This is a genomic window from Dietzia timorensis, assembly GCF_001659785.1.
GTDB classification, from domain to species: Bacteria; Actinomycetota; Actinomycetes; order Mycobacteriales; family Mycobacteriaceae; genus Dietzia; species Dietzia timorensis.
The window spans coordinates 3,098,872-3,113,762 of record NZ_CP015961.1; the positions used below are offsets into that span (position 1 = coordinate 3,098,872).

General features: G+C 65.2%; 11 protein-coding genes. 2 read left to right on the top strand and 9 right to left on the bottom strand.

Annotated features, from left to right (window positions below):
• Positions 1–24 precede the first annotated feature (24 nt).
• The 6 genes from BJL86_RS14360 to clpB form a co-directional block, all read right to left on the bottom strand.
• The gene (locus BJL86_RS14360; protein ID WP_067478581.1) at positions 25–1,587 is read right to left on the bottom strand and encodes an HNH endonuclease signature motif containing protein; all 1,563 of its coding nucleotides are present in this window, start codon (positions 1,585–1,587) and stop codon (positions 25–27) included.
• Between the two features lie 478 nt (positions 1,588–2,065).
• A complete protein-coding gene (locus BJL86_RS14365) occupies positions 2,066–2,830 on the bottom strand; it encodes a lysoplasmalogenase family protein (protein ID WP_067478584.1) in 765 nt (254 codons plus the stop codon).
• A complete protein-coding gene (gene pyrE, locus BJL86_RS14370; protein WP_067478587.1) occupies positions 2,827–3,381 on the bottom strand; it encodes an orotate phosphoribosyltransferase in 555 nt (184 codons plus the stop codon). Before pyrE ends, BJL86_RS14365 begins: the two co-directional genes overlap by 4 nt.
• A 44-nt stretch (positions 3,382–3,425) precedes the next feature.
• Entirely contained in the window at positions 3,426–5,780 is a 2,355-nt protein-coding gene (locus BJL86_RS14375) for a hypothetical protein (RefSeq protein ID WP_075845059.1), read from the bottom strand.
• Positions 5,781–5,829: 49 nt separating this feature from the next.
• A complete protein-coding gene (locus tag BJL86_RS14380) occupies positions 5,830–6,678 on the bottom strand; it encodes a sulfurtransferase (protein ID WP_067474204.1) in 849 nt (282 codons plus the stop codon).
• Positions 6,679–6,831: 153 nt separating this feature from the next.
• On the bottom strand, positions 6,832–9,390 hold the full coding sequence (clpB, locus tag BJL86_RS14385; protein ID WP_067474138.1) for an ATP-dependent chaperone ClpB: 2,559 nt from the start codon (positions 9,388–9,390) through the stop codon (positions 6,832–6,834).
• Positions 9,391–9,593: 203 nt separating this feature from the next.
• Between clpB and BJL86_RS14390 the strand changes: the two genes are divergently transcribed.
• Together BJL86_RS14390 and BJL86_RS14395 are read left to right on the top strand one after the other, a co-directional pair.
• Positions 9,594–10,262, top strand: coding sequence for an HAD family hydrolase (locus BJL86_RS14390; RefSeq protein ID WP_067474141.1), 669 nt, complete (start codon positions 9,594–9,596; stop codon positions 10,260–10,262).
• A gap of 219 nt (positions 10,263–10,481) precedes the next feature.
• Complete coding sequence (locus BJL86_RS14395) at positions 10,482–11,624, top strand: epoxide hydrolase family protein (protein ID WP_067474144.1); 1,143 nt, start codon at positions 10,482–10,484, stop codon at positions 11,622–11,624.
• Between the two features lie 24 nt (positions 11,625–11,648).
• Here BJL86_RS14395 and BJL86_RS14400 read toward each other — a convergent pair whose 3' ends face one another.
• From BJL86_RS14400 to BJL86_RS14410, 3 genes are all read right to left on the bottom strand, one after another.
• Positions 11,649–11,954, bottom strand: coding sequence for an NIPSNAP family protein (locus BJL86_RS14400; RefSeq protein ID WP_067474147.1), 306 nt, complete (start codon positions 11,952–11,954; stop codon positions 11,649–11,651).
• A gap of 35 nt (positions 11,955–11,989) precedes the next feature.
• The gene (locus BJL86_RS14405; protein ID WP_067474151.1) at positions 11,990–13,600 is read right to left on the bottom strand and encodes a GMC oxidoreductase; all 1,611 of its coding nucleotides are present in this window, start codon (positions 13,598–13,600) and stop codon (positions 11,990–11,992) included.
• 217 nt (positions 13,601–13,817) lie between these two features.
• Positions 13,818–14,861: a DUF368 domain-containing protein gene (locus tag BJL86_RS14410; RefSeq protein ID WP_067474154.1), complete on the bottom strand. Its 1,044-nt coding sequence runs from the start codon at positions 14,859–14,861 to the stop codon at positions 13,818–13,820.
• Between the last annotated feature and the right edge of the window lie 30 nt (positions 14,862–14,891).

A 14,891-nucleotide genomic window follows, 5' to 3' on the forward strand; every position in this document is an offset into this window, starting at 1 on the left:
AACCTTTCGCAGGTCACCAGCCCATCAGTAGGGCGGCTCCTCGAGGTGACCGGCGAGGCGCCTCGGATCCAGAGCATTCCCGCCGAGCACACGTCCGTGGTCCCGGCTTGCCGCGTCGGCCCGGAAAGACCTCGTCGCACGTTCTCTCCTCTGGGCCCTCGTCTCCCTTGACTTGAAGACGCACGAGCGCGCATCTCCAGCGCCGGAGGCACCCTCCCTGGGCGTGAACCCCGCTTCGCGTCTAGGCGATGCCGGCATTCCAAGGTCTTGAAGAAGTTCGAGAAGTGCTGATGCTGCACTGACGATTGCGCGAAGCTGGCTCGCCCGGCTTTCCCCTTGCGTCGGGTACTCGAAACCCCTTTCTTGACGCCCGAGTCCGCGCAGGCCATTCGGCTCACTTGTACCGCACGTCCCCTGCCCCAGATTCACCGAAACCGAACCGTCCGCTTCCAGCTTGTAGGTGCTGGTGCCGTGCGTCTTGTCTCGGTGATGCCGGCGGCACAGGGCAATGAGATTGTCTTCCCGTGTGAGCCCACCGAGCATCGGATGATCGTGGTTGAACGGCTTCACGTGGTCGAGGTCGCACTTGTGCGCGGACACATTGCACCCAGGGAATCGGCACGTGCCGTCGCGCGCAACCACCATTCTGCGCAGCGCGGTCGACGGCGTGTAGGTCGTTTCCGCTGCGATCTGCCCGACCAACCGAGCGATCCCGTCGCACAGCTGCTGCAGATCCTGACCGTCTTCCTCGGCTTCGAACGGGACCACCGTGAGAGTCGCCTTCTGCGCTGCGTCCAACAGGTCGTCCAGCCGTTCGCGCACCGTGGCGCCGTTGGAGGTGAATGCCCGGTCGCGCGCTCGTTCAGCGCCCAAATCGGCGAGCAGAGTGACCTGCGGCGTGCAGCAGTGAGCGCCGATAGGGGTCGAATCGCCGGCTGGCCGCTTATCGATCCCGGTGACCATCTGAACCAGCGCGTCTGCTCGACGCTGACTGACGGTTCGCTCCTCTCCTTCGACCTGCGACCACTGCGCGGCGAGGCCGTCGACGGCGCTCCAGACCGCCTCCGCTTCCACCGTGGGCAGGTTCGCCTCGACCACGGTCTCTGCGGAATTCGGGGACCAGGTGCTGACGCGACGACCTCGCTGTGCTTCCTTATCGTCAGAGCGAAGCGCATCGGGGTCGACGTTGTGGATGATGTGGTGCAACCGCTTGGTCATTCCCGCGGACCAGCGCGCACAACGCCCTTGCTTCACGGCGATATCCAAGATCCTGGCCTCGATCTCCGCACGAAGCATGGGATCGGTGACGTGCTGGAGCTCCTTACCGATTCGCGTGGCGATTTCGGCAGTGATCTCGCCCCGCATCATCGCGTTCCACACATGGGTGCAGCGGTGCACGAGAATCGCGTTGAGAAGCAGCTTGTTCGCCCGATACTTCGTGACATTGTGCTCGACGGCGATCTGGTCGGACGCCACGGTTTCGGGGTCGATTTTCGAGTACTCCTCGTTGCTCTGTGGCGGATCATCCCGCATCGCGTCCTCGAACCGTGCCTCCGCCTCTCGAAGGATATTCATCGCCTGTTGCATTGACGCTCCTACGGCGGAGCTCGCTACGACATTGAATACGTTGGCCCTTTCTTTGCCGTCCTCGAGATGCGCTGAAAGCGTGAGAACGCACCTCACCGTGTGTTGAATCGCCTCGGCAACCTCGGAGTTTTTCAATCCCTCATTTTCGATTTTAAATCGAACAGAATCTATTGCATCAACAATATGTTCGATTGCTTCTCGTCCATCGGAAGCGTCGTCTCGATGACTACGGCGTTCGACCGGTCCAACATTTTTGAACTGGTCAGATTGTTTATTTGCGGGAGAAGCTGGCTTTGCATGCACACCCATGTCGATTCCTTGTTTAACCAAACCGGCTAACCTTCTGGTATAACACTAGCGCGACTGTTCGATCAGTGGGGTACGCTACTTGATAAAGTTTTGGGCACAATGAGCAGCAGAAAGAGCACAAAGGTGCTGCATAGAAATGCGTATTGAGTCAGGAAGTGCGCGAGGCGATCTAGTGTCGCGCGTTCAGCGCGCGGACGAGCCCCGACTGGGTAAGCAGTTGGCCGCTGCCGTAGAAATCCATCACCGCCACGCTGAGGACGCGGCGTATAACCGAGCCGTCGCGGGTGGCGAGCCGCACCGCGATCAGTGCATCGGAAACCGCCCACACCACAGAACCAACGGCAATCGTGCGCGCAGAATCCGTGTCCCAGTCATCGCGCCCAACCGTGGAAATCCCGCGGCTCACGTACTCGAGCAAAAGTGCGGCATAAGCGCCCTGCACGAACTGGTGAATCGTGGCTTTCTTAGCCATTGCGCTCAGCCCGAGACCAACGCCCGCCCCGAGAGCCACGTTGATGGCGGTAGCGCGCGGATTCCAGCGCACGCCTCGGCTCCCGTAGAGGGCGATTCCGGCGGCATGTCCGGCGGCGAAGGCGATGGCGCCGGGAGTCAACGACTCGAACCGACCCTTGTCTGTTTCTCGCAGCAAGACGATGTCGCCGGCAGCATGGAAGGCGCCCATCGCAGCGAAAAGCCCGGTTTCGAGGGGCGCCCAGTCGCGCGAGCGGAAGAGGCTGTGCGCCGTCAGACTTGGGAGTATGAGCGGTTTTGCCACGAGATTGAGGCCGCGAATCCCGGTCGCGGCCGACAACTCGCTTGCCGCGACGCTGCCGAGGAATACGTTTGAAGCCCAGGCACGGCCCGAATCTATCGCCTCGAAAGCCACACGGGAGATACTTTCCGCGTAGCCGAGGAGAGCGTCGAACCTGGTCATTCGAGGCCCAGGTCCGCGAGGCCGAGGACCGAACGATACTCCAGGCCGGCCTTGGCTATCACCTGATCGGCGCCGGTCGCCCTGTCGACAACCGTGGCAACGCCGACGACTTCCGCGCCGGCATCGCGCAACGCCTCGACCGCCGTCAGAGGTGAATTGCCCGTGGTGGTCGTGTCCTCGACGACGAGCACCCGCTTACCGACGATGTCCGGGCCTTCGACGCGGCGCTGCATCCCGTGTTTTTTCGCCTCCTTGCGGACGACGAAGGAATCGATCGGTCGGCCTGCGGCGTGCATGACGGCGGTCGCGACCGGGTCGGCGCCGAGGGTGAGCCCGCCGACCGCGTCAAAAGTCCAGTCGGAGGTGAGCTCGCGCAGCAGTGTGCCGATGAGCGGCGAGGCCTCGTGGTGCAGCGTCGCGCGCCGCAGGTCCACGTAGTAATCGGCCTCGCGCCCCGACGAAAGCGTGACCTTACCGTGGACGACGGCCAGTTCCTTGACCAGCTCGGCGAGGCGCTGGCGGTTCTGGGGATCGAGCGTCGGTGTGTTCACGTGGTTTCCCTTCGTCTAAAGCGTCGCTTCAAGCCTAGCGAGCGCTAGGACTCGTCGCCGCTCCGGTCGCTGCGGTGCGAACCGCCGCCGAATTTGGGGGCGCGGAACCTGGTGGTTTCGACGAAATCCGGGTCGAGCGCACTGCCGCCGACGCGCGGGAATTCGGGTGCGGAAGAGACGTCGGAGTCGGCCTCGTCGCCGGTCTCGTCGCGGGCCTCGTCCTCGTCGTCGGCACGGCGGTGACGTCCCCCGCCCGAACCTGCCGCACGCGGGGTGGGGGCGAACGTGGCCGAAGTGCCGGCATCAGCGGTGGGCGCCGCAGATTCACCCGACTTCTGCGAACCGCTCTCCCGCGTATCCGTCTCCGACTCCCGTTCTGCTGCACCGCCTGTGAGTTCGAACGCCGTGCCCTCGGGTTCCGGAGCCGCTGGCGCCTCGGTGCGCGCGGTTTCGAAGCGGCGCACCTCCTCGGAGATCGACTCGCGCGACTCTTCTGGTTCCTCCCCGGTGCTGCCGAGCGGCTTGAACTCGTCGTCCGCCCCTCCGTGCGAACCGATCGACGGCTCCGCGAGCGCGGGCATACCGTCGCCGTCGCCGAACCGAGCCGCGGTCGCGCGGCTCGGTCGCGGCACCGGATCGCGCTGCGGGAGGAAGTCCGCAGCCACGTCCCCGCGGTCCGCCGGCACGGAGTCCGAGCGCATCGCCGCTTCGAACGGATCCGGCTCTATTTCTGTAGCGGCGTCATTTTCGATTTCGCTTTCGTCCTGGTCGGCGGCCTGCGCATCGCTATCGCTCATGACGTCGGACGGTGCATCCTTCTCGGCCCCGCCTTCGCCGCCGTCCTCGGCGCTGGAGTAGGAGCCGGCCACACTCGCCAGTCCCGCGGTTCCCGCAAGGCCCGCCGCGCCCGCGGCGAGACCGGCGGTCGTTCCCCCGGCGCCGTCATCGGAGGTGTTCTCGTCGGAGCTGTTGTTGCCGGAGCGGCCCTGCTCCGGCTCGTTCTCACCCGCCGATTTCACCAGCCGGAGATGCCCGGCGCGGCCCGGCTTGCGGGGCTCGAACGGGACGGCGTTGGGATCCACCGGCGCCGGCTCGAGATCGTCGCCGAGGTCCTCGATGTCGGCGTCGAACTCCTCGGCGTCGACCACGCGCGGCGGTGCGATGTCGGCATCGCCCGCCTCGGATCGACCCGCGGCCGCGCTGCCCGGGTCGGTCGACGAGAGGTCGAGCGGCGCCCCTCCCGACGCGGGCAGCGCCGCCGAGGCGGAAACGAGCGCGTGGAGCGTGACGATGCTGCCGTCGTAGTGCGAGATCGCGTCCTCGGGCAGGCTCGTGTGCCCCCACTTTTCGGTGACATCGCAGTATTGGAACTCACCGGGAGCGCCGCGCAGCGCCGTCACCACGCGGGGGTCGGAGAGCAGGGCGTCTGCAGCCGGGTCGTCGGAGCGGAGGTTCATCTGCTCGACGGTCGCGTCCGCGTCGCCCTCGTCCGCGGCGGAGGCGCGCTCCATGATGAATGGTGTGGTCGCCGGGCCCGGCCGCGACAGCGAGACGAATGTTCGCGGGCCGGCGAAGGTGATCACCGAGTCGCAGCCGCGGAACGTGCCGGTGTACACGCGCTGCGCGGCGGCGAGGCCGTCGACCGGCTCGCCCGCGAGCGGGCTGACTTCGCGCGGGACCTCGGTGAAGGAACGCGCGTCGAGCCACTGCTGCTGGATCGCCGCGAGCGAGCCCTCCTCCGGCTGAGCGGAGGTGGCCGCGTTCGCGTCGGTCGTGTTCTCACCCATGACGGCGGAGTTTCCGTGCCCCCGTGACTGCGCGGAGTCGCCGTCCCCGCGGGAGATCGCGGCGGCGCCGAGTCCGACTGCGCCCGCTCCCGCTGCGGCCGCGCCCGCCGCGGCACTCGCGCCACGGGACTTGGCGCCCTGGCCGATCCCGGACAGGAGGCGGCCGAGTCGGCCACGCTTGGGCTTCTCTGTGGAAGCGGGCGAGCCGGCGTCGAATCCGGCGTCAGAATCGAAGTCGGAGTCGGCCGGCCTGGCAAGCGGCTCCGACTGTTCTGTGAAGTTCGGCTGCGCAGTGAAGTTCGGCTGCTCGGCGTGGTCGTCCGCGGCCGGACGCGGCTCGGTGGGGCGAATCGGGGGGCGCGGGGTGTCCGTCGCCGACGTCGCGGCGGGTGCCGAATGCTCCTGCGGCGCCGAAGGCGCCTGCGCCTGCAGGGGCTGGGACTGCTGAGCCTGCTGCGGCGCGAGCGGGGCGGGCCGAGCGGGTTCGCGACGTCCGCCGTCATCCAGCGGCTTTCGCGCGGCACGGCGCTGTTTCTGCTGCTTATCGAGCCACAGCAGGTAGAGCGCCGCGGCGAGGAGGACGAGGGCCAAAACGAAACAGAGGACTACCATTCTTTCAAGGTTATCCAGGCTGCGGCGCGGGCGACGCTGACGCGCGGGGTCAGACCCCAGTTTCTGCAGGACGCGCGCGATCCGAGCCCCACTCCGACCACGAGCCCGGGTACAGCGTCGCGCCGGGCAGCCCCGCAAGTTCCATCGCGAAGATGACCTGCGTCGCGTTGACACCCGAACCGCAGTAGGTGGCAACCTCCTTCGCGTCCTCGGGGCCATTGATCCCGCGCGCGGCGAGCTTGGCGCGGATCTCCTCGGGCGGCAGGAATGTCATGTCCTCGTGGACGAGATCGAGCGCCGGCATGTTCTTCGCGCCCGGGATGTGCCCGATCCGCCGGTCGACCTGCGCTCCGGTCTTTCCCGTGTAGCGCCCGGGCAGCCGCGCATCGAGCAGCGTGCCGTGCTCGGTCCAGCGCTCGACATCCGCGATCTGCGCTACGGGCATCGCCGGCCCGACAAACTGAAACGTCCCCGGCCACACCGGGTTTCCCGGGCCGACGGCGACGGGATAGCGATTCCGCGTCCACGACTGCCAGCCGCCGTCGAGGATCTTCACGGTGCGCAGCCCCGCCCAGCGCAGCATCCACCAGGCGCGCGCGGCAACGGTCCCACCCATATCGTCGTAGACCACGACCCGCGAATCGTTGTCCAACCCCCACCGCCGCAGCGTCGTCGCCCACGTCTCGGGATGTGGCAATGGGTGTCGCGCGCCTCCGATCACCGGCCGGTCCGCGAGGTCGTGGTCGAGGTCGACGAAAATCGCCGAGGGAATGTGGCCGTCGTCGTAGTTCGCGCGCCCGTCGACCTGCCCGAGCTTCCATCGCACGTCGAGCACAACCGGCGCGGGGTGCGCGCCGGTGCGAATGATCGAGTGGAGTTCCTCGCTGGAAATGAGCATGTACGGACCTCTTCCGGCAGTAGTGTCGGCACCTGCTTTCCAGCGTATGCGGATTCCGGCGAGCGCGCCCGCGCCCGACCGCCCACCGATACCCATTTATGACGTCGGAGGCCGGGACCTTCCTCGGCCCCGGCCTCCTATTGCGACTCTTCTTTAGTAGAGAACCAGTCCGTCCTCGTCGCCGGAGTGGCCGACGTGCACGGTGTCGCCGTCGTGGATCTCGCCGGCGAGCAGCTTGCGGGCGAGCTGGTCGCCGATCGCCTGCTGCACGAGCCGGCGCAGCGGCCGAGCGCCGTAGGCCGGGTCGTAGCCGCGCTCGGCGAGCCAGACCCGAGCGGCATCGTCGACGTCGAGTTCGAGCCGCCGGGCAGAGAGGCGCCGGGCGAGCTCGTCGATCTGGATGTCGACGATCGAGGTGAGCTGCTCCTGCGAGAGGGCGTCGAACACCACGACGTCATCGAGCCGGTTGATGAACTCGGGCTTGAACGCGGTCTTCACGGCAGTCATCATCTGCTCCCGGGTCCCGCCGGCGCCGAGGTTCGACGTCATGATGAGGATGGTGTTGCGGAAGTCGACCGTGCGACCCTGACCATCGGTGAGCCGCCCCTCGTCGAGCACCTGCAGCAGCACGTCGAACACGTCCGGATGCGCCTTCTCAACCTCGTCGAGCAGCACGATCGTGTACGGGCGCCGACGCACGGCCTCGGTGAGCTGACCGCCGGCCTCGTAGCCGACGTATCCCGGAGGCGCACCGACGAGCCTCGCGACCGAGTGCTTCTCGCCGTACTCGGACATGTCGATGCGGACCATCGCGCGGTCATCGTCGAACAGGAATCCGGCGAGCGCCTTCGCGAGTTCCGTCTTACCGACACCCGTCGGGCCGAGGAACAGGAACGAACCGGTCGGCCGGTTGGGATCGGCAACACCCGCGCGGGCGCGGCGAACCGCATCGGACACCGCCTGCACGGCGTCGAGTTGGCCGACGACGCGCGTGCCGAGCTCGTCCTCCATGCGCAGGAGCTTCTCCGATTCGCCCTCGAGCATCTTGCCCACGGGCACGCCCGTCCACGAGGACACGACCTCGGCGACGTCCTCGGGCCCGACCTCTTCCTTGAGCATCGAGGACTCCGTATCCGCGCCGGATTCCTCGGTGACCTGCTCGAGCTTGCGCTCGAGCTCCGGGATCTGGCCGTAGCGCAGCTCGGCGACGCGGCCGTAATCGCCCTCACGCTCGGCGCGCTCGGACTCGGTGCGCAGCTGGTCGAGTTCCTCCTTGACCTTCTGTACGTCCGAGATCGCGTTCTTCTCGTTCTGCCAGCGCGCGGTGAGCGCTTGCAGGCGTTCCTTCGCGTCGGCGAGCTCGCCCTGCAGATGCTCGAGGCGGTCCTTGGAGGCAGCGTCCTTCTCCTTTTGTAGAGCCATCTCCTCGATTTCCATGCGCCGCACAACACGCTCGGCGCTGTCGATCTCCTCGGGCCGCGAGTCGATCTCCATCTTCAGGTGAGAGGCGGCCTCGTCCATGAGGTCGATCGCCTTGTCCGGGAGGAAGCGGGAGGTGATGTAGCGGTCCGACAGCGTCGCCGCGGCGACGATCGCGGAGTCGGTGATCCGCACGCCGTGGTGCACCTCGTAGCGCTCCTTGAGCCCGCGCAGGATGCCGACGGTGTCCTCGACGGACGGTTCCCCGACCTTGACCTGCTGGAAGCGGCGCTCCAGCGCGGCGTCGGTCTCGATGTGTTTGCGGTACTCGTCGAGTGTCGTCGCGCCGACGAGCCGCAGCTCCCCGCGCGCGAGCATCGGCTTGATCATGTTGCCGGCGTCCATCGCCGAATCGCCCGTGGCTCCCGCGCCGACGATCGTGTGGATCTCGTCGATGAAGGTGATGACCTCGCCGTCGGCGGACTTGATCTCGTCGAGCACGGCCTTGAGCCGCTCCTCGAACTCGCCGCGGTATTTCGCGCCCGCGACCATCGCGCCGAGGTCGAGCGAGATGAGCTTCTTGCCCTGCAGCGACTGCGGCACGTCGCCGGCGACGATGCGTCGCGCGAGCCCCTCGACGATGGCGGTCTTGCCGACGCCGGGCTCGCCGATGAGCACCGGGTTGTTCTTCGTGCGGCGGCTGAGCACCTGCACGACGCGCCGAATCTCCTGGTCCCGGCCGATCACCGGGTCGATCTTGCCGTCGCGAGCTTCCGCCGTGAGGTCGGTCGAGTACTTCTCGAGTGCCTGGTATTGGTCCTCGGGGTTGTCGGTGGTCACGCGCGTGGAGCCGCGCACCGCGGTAAAGCCCTCGCGCAGCGCCTCAGCGGTCGCGCCTACCTCGGAGAGGATCTTCGAAGCGTCGCCGCCGGCAGGACCCGCGGCGATCCCAACGAGGAGATGTTCGGTGGACGTATATGCGTCGCCCATCTCGGCGGCGAGGTCCTGTGCATATTTAAGTGCCGCGAGCGCCTCGCGGTTGAAGTTCGGCGTCGCCAGACCCGACCCCTGCGCGGAGGGATAGCCGGAGACCAGCTCGTTAATGCGGGTACGCACGACATCTACCGGTGCGCCCACCGCTTCGAGGAGCGGCACCGTGATGCCGCCCTCCTGCTCGAGAAGTGCCTGGACTAAATGCCCCGGACGCACATCCGGGTTACCGGCCGCGGAGGCCTGTTGCACAGCCGACGAGACCGCCGCCTGCGTCTTGGTCGTGGGGTTGAATTCGCTCATGTACCTGCCCTTTCGTGTCGCAATGCTGAGTTTACTTAAGTTTCATGGGCGCAAGTTTTGTTCGCGCCACTCAGTGCAACGCAGCAAACCTTGCGTCTATTCCGCTCAAGTTTGGAACCTTCGAATCCCGGCCCGATTCTTCCGCCCTGGACACAGCGCCTTTTCACCCATGACGTCGGACATGGCCCAACCGCCCTGCCCGCATGCTCGCGCGGACCTACACTGCACCCGCGCCTCTCGCCATTTTCGATCTCGACGGAACCCTCGTCGATCAAGCAGCCGCAGCGAAAACCTGTGCGGAGCGTTTTGCCGCGGAGTGTCAGCTCAGCGCGAGCGATGCAGACGTTATTACCGACGCGCTCACTTCGCGGCGTCCGAAAGGCGAAGTCTTCGCTGAACTCGTCACCCGCTTGGAACTCAGCGATGACCCTTCGGATTTGTGGGCAACCTATCGCGAACAGATGCCGACGCTTGTTCACTGCGACGAATCAACTAAAGACGCGTTGGAGAGAATGCGAACCAGCGGCTGGACCATCGGGATCGCCACGAACGGGGAAGCCGATAACCAGGTCGCGAAGATTCGGAACACCGGGCTTTCCCAACTCGTCGACGGCTGGGTGGTGTCGTCGGAAATCGGCATTCGCAAGCCCGGGCTCGGCATCTTTCAAGCGTTGGCTGCGCAGGTTCAGCATCCACTCAACGGGTGGATGATCGGAGACAGCCTCGAACACGACGTCCGAGGTGGGACGAACGCGGGTCTCAAGACCGCATGGATTACTAACGGGACCGAATCGCGAAAGTCGCACGACCCCACGCCGACGCTCATTGCACCGAACGTCGCGGTTGCCGTCGACCGAATTCTCGTGCAGTAGCTCGCTACTTCTCTTTCGCCGTTTACTCCTCGTCAAAAGTAGAGGTCAAAACGGCGATTCTTCGATTCCACCTGCCATGTCCCGCTTGTTGCCCCTCAGCTGGCAGACCTGCCTATCAGCCGTTACGGATTCAGGACGAAAGTAGTCCTCAACCACTTTTACGTTCGAGAGGAAGTTAGATCGCACAGTCCCCCCGACCTATCTACCCCAGGAGAGAAATTGGAACCCTTCGTCTGGAAGATTTCCGAATCAGACATTCTCGACATGCAAGCACGAATCCGCGCGGCCAGGTGGCCCGAACAAATCCCTGGTGTTGAAGGGTGGTCGAAGGGCATTCCCGTCGACGACGCACGCAAGTGGGCAGACGAGCTCGCGACTTTCGATTGGCGCGGTCTACAGGCAGAGCTCAATGGATTCCCCCAGTCGACAACTAAAATTGATGGCGACGCGATTCATTTCGTTCACGTTCGAAGCATGCACGAGAACCCTGTTGCCATTCTCCTCCTTCATGGTTGGCCCGGAACCGTGGTCGAGCTACTCGACCTCATCGAACCGCTCACAAATCCGGAAAGCGGAAAACAAGCTTTCGACGTCGTAATCCCATCGCATCCTGGAACCGGATTGTCCGGACCGGTTTCTTGTCCCGGCTGGGGAGTACCTCGAACCGCGCGCGCATACGCTCGGCTGATGTCGGAGTTGGGCTATGACTCGTATTTCGTCCAGGGCGGCGATCATGGCGCGGTACTCGCGCCACATATGGGCCGAGTCGACCCCGCACACGTTCGCGGAATCCATGTCAATGCAGCAACGCTCGGGTTCATGCCTATGGGCGACGTCGACGGCGACACCCACGCCACGCTCACGAACCTGGAAAAGCGGCGAATGGAGTCAATCGCCGATTTCCTTCGCGACGGAAATGGCTACAACGTCATCCAAACGACCAGGCCGCAGACGATCGGCTACGGACTCGAGGACTCGCCGGTCGCCCAGCTTACGTGGATCATCGACAAGGTTCATGCATGGACTCACTCCGATTCCACTTTCGCCGATGAACACTATCGAAATCGGCATTTGGCGAATGTGCTCATCTACTGGCTGACAAGAACCGCGACGTCCGCCGCTGACGTCATTTATTCGGGATACGGTGAGCTATTCGCAGATCCACAATCGTCATTTTCGAATTCCGGCGTCCCGACCGGCGTAGTCGTGTTCGCCGAGGATCCCTCCATCCGCCAGTTCGCCGAGGCATCGAACACCATCGTCCACTGGACCGATGTCGAAACCGGCGGTCACTTTGCCGCACTTGAACAGCCCGAGCTGCTGATCGACGACTTCCGCACATTCGTCTCGGCGACGACATAAGGCCACGCGCGGCATTCAATCGAGTCATACGAGCAACGGGCGCATGAACGTTCGCTCGTAACGAAGCACGCACCCAGACTCGTCACGGATCTTGTCTGCTGCGATGAATTCCGGATCGACTCCAAACAGACGTCGATACTCCTCGTAGGCCGCCAGGCTCTCGAAGCTGAAGAGGGCCTCGGCCTTATCGGATGCGCCTTCTGCAGGCAGGAAGTAGCCGTGGTGGGTGCCGCCATGGGCGTTGACCAGTCGGATCCACTCGCGGGCGAATGCTTCGAAGGCCTCGATCTTCTCCGGATCAATCGTGTAATGAACAACGCAGGTGATCATGATGCGAGGATAACTACACTCCGACGTCAGACGTCCTAAATGATGGCGCCTACGTCATTGCGGACGATCGAATCCATGGCTCGTTCGGCAACGGCCGCGATGGTCATCGACGGATTGCACGCGGCGGTGGTCCCCGGGATCAGCGCACCATCGAGTACGTAAAGTCCGCGCTGCCCGTCGACGCGGCCTTCGAGGTCGCACGCCGCTCCCATGCACGCCCCTCCCAGCGAATGCCAGGTCGAATTGAACACGGCGTTGGTATCGATGAGCCGTCCACCGGGACCGGCGAGCGCCGTAGCGGTGGGGTGGATATGCCCCCACTGGATTTCCGAGTCGCCGTTCGCCGGCCAGTGCAAAGTCGCGTCGTCGCGTGAGGAATCGTATGAAAAGTGCCCGCGGTCCCTACTCGCGCCGAAACCGACCATCACAGTCGTGCGCAGGTCGACTCCGAGCGGAGGCGTCGACGCCTGGATCACGGTGTGCGCCGATTCCGCGGAACCCCAATTGAGGCTTCCGTACACGACCGGCCCACCCTGCTGCGCCCCGAACGGCACTTCGGGATTGTGCCAACCATAAATGCGGTCCGCATTGGTACCCCACCCCTGACCGATCGCGTCGGGAAGGTCCGACACGTCCCCGCGGTCGCGGGCGCGCACCAGGAGGCGGGTGGTGTGAATCGAACCCGCCGCCATGATCAGCGTCGGGGTCGTAATCACTTTCTGCTCTACAGTCTGTCCGGTGTCGTCGGTTTTATTGACTCGTACGACCCAGCGCCCATCGGGTGCACGCTCGACGTTGGTCACTTCGTGGTGCGTCTCGACCTGCAGCAGTCCGGTCGCGCGCGCGGCCTCGATATACGTGGCATCGACGCTGAACTTACCGCCGTTATTGACACCCATCGCGCCATCACCGTTGGTGTACGCCGGTTTCATTTCTCCGCGCAGCTCGGCGAGCGCGTAGTTCCAATCGATCGGCATCGGAATCTTGCTCACCGGCAGCCCCGCCCGGCGCGCGTTGGCCGCGAAGACGCGCGCCGGGTAGTAAGTAGGACTTTCGATGAGCTCGTCGGGAGCGACGGCAAGATGCAACATGCGCGCGACGCGCGGATAGTGTTCGCGGTTCATCCACTGCCAGTCGAGTTGCTCGGGCAGGTACTCGTTGAACACGTGCTCTGCGGGTTGGAGCGACATACCTTGGTAGATCAGCGAGCCACCGCCGAGCCCGGCGGGAGCGAGCGCCGTCATGTTCTCGCCCGCAAACGCGTCGATCAAGCCGACGTACGGTTCGATCTCGACTCGCTGCCCCGCAACCCGCTCGGTGGCGCCATGCCAAAGAAGCCGCTTGTCCGGCTTGGTGGCCAGTGGGAAGGTGTTTTGATTCGGACCCGACTTCCATTCCCGGCCGCGTTCGAGCATGAGCACCGGCACGCCTGCCTGCGTAAGCCTCAACGCGGAGACTCCGCCGCCGAACCCGGAACCCACCACGACCACCCGGTGCTCTTCCCGGGTCAACGGAACGCGGGCGGGCGCCGCGCCGCGAGCAATTCCGGCGGATTGCGCGCTCGCGGCGGGAACCAACGACGCTCCGGTCAGTGCGGCACCCGCCGCGACTGTTCCTGCGAGAAATGAGCGGCGGCTTAGCTGCATCGGGAATGCCCTTCGGTCGGAGCGACTTAGTTATGGCCCCGAAGTGTAGGACTATAGATCCCTCCGCGCGGACAAATGTGGAAAGTTGTCCAGACAGATGTCTGCCTCACGATAGCGTTCCCGACCGTCGACACTCCACCATGCATGACGGCGGAGCTCCGAGGTTCGCCTGGGCGATTCGGGACTCCGCCGTCATGGGTGGGGTGTATTTCCGACTCTAGTCTTTCGCCGTTTTCGTCTCGCCAAAAGTAGAGGGCGGATCGGCGATTTTGCCCTGCCCGAGGAATCGTTCGGCCACGAGCACGGCGACGACCACGGCCACGCCGATGACGAAGAAGCCGAGCATCGCGGGCCAGTTCCCCTCGATGCCCCGCAGCGCTCCGTCGTCATCCTGCCAGGGCCACAGCGCGCGGAGGGATCCGGCCATCAGGCCGGTCATGGCGAGCAGCGTAATGGTGCGGTGGCTGGTCAGGAGGTATTCGAGCAGCTTGATGAACGCGCTGATACCGAACAGCGCGCCGAGCATGAACACGCCGATGTAGGCGAGGTTGCGCTCATCAACCGCTGCGAGCGTCGGCGCGTACAGCCCCATCGCGAGCAGCAGGTACGAGCCGGACACGCCTGGCATGGCGAGCGCACAGACGGCGATCGCAGCGGCGAAGAAGACGATTAGGTACGACGGATCCGGGTTCTCCTCGCCGGGGATGGACACGAGGATCAGCCCGATCACGAAGCCGAGCACGAGGGTGACCGCCGCCCGCACGGGCTTGAATCCGCCCTCGCCGCGCGCGGACTCGCGCGCCATCATCAGCGGCACCGCGATCGACGCCGCAACCATCCCGCCGAATAGCGAGCGCGAGACCTCGGGGGAATTCTCGACGAAATCGTGCAGCACCCCAGCGAGCGAGAACACCGCGAGGAACATGAGCAGCGCCATCGGCAGCAACAGCCACCAGTCGATGGCGCGATTCGCCCGGCGCAGCTGCGCGCCGCGGTCGGGTCCGGCGATGCCGCCCTTGATCCCGCTGAGCAGCACCGAACCGTTGTACAGCAGCCGGTCGTACACGCCGGTGACCAGCGCGACCGTGCCACCGGACACGCCCGGCACGAGCTCCGCGGAGCCGATCAGGCCACCGCGGAGCGCGTTGCCGACCACCGCCGGCACCCCTGGGAAACCGACCTTGTCGTCGTCGGGGTACGAGCTGGCCTCGGCGTTGATGGCGGATTCTTTGACGGGTTCACGTTCTGACACAGCCGCCATTGTCCAGGACCGCAGCCGCATCCGGCGAAC

Coding starts and splice junctions, on each gene's coding strand:
- BJL86_RS14360 (WP_067478581.1), bottom strand. CDS start 1,587: ATGCAACAGGCGATGAATATCCTTCGAGAGGCGGAGGCACGGTTCGAG.
- BJL86_RS14365 (WP_067478584.1), bottom strand. CDS start 2,830: ATGACCAGGTTCGACGCTCTCCTCGGCTACGCGGAAAGTATCTCCCGT.
- BJL86_RS14375 (WP_075845059.1), bottom strand. CDS start 5,780: ATGGTAGTCCTCTGTTTCGTTTTGGCCCTCGTCCTCCTCGCCGCGGCG.
- BJL86_RS14380 (WP_067474204.1), bottom strand. CDS start 6,678: ATGCTCATTTCCAGCGAGGAACTCCACTCGATCATTCGCACCGGCGCG.
- clpB (WP_067474138.1), bottom strand. CDS start 9,390: ATGAGCGAATTCAACCCCACGACCAAGACGCAGGCGGCGGTCTCGTCG.
- BJL86_RS14390 (WP_067474141.1), top strand. CDS start 9,594: ATGCTCGCGCGGACCTACACTGCACCCGCGCCTCTCGCCATTTTCGAT.
- BJL86_RS14400 (WP_067474147.1), bottom strand. CDS start 11,954: ATGATCACCTGCGTTGTTCATTACACGATTGATCCGGAGAAGATCGAG.
- BJL86_RS14405 (WP_067474151.1), bottom strand. CDS start 13,600: ATGCAGCTAAGCCGCCGCTCATTTCTCGCAGGAACAGTCGCGGCGGGT.
- BJL86_RS14410 (WP_067474154.1), bottom strand. CDS start 14,861: ATGGCGGCTGTGTCAGAACGTGAACCCGTCAAAGAATCCGCCATCAAC.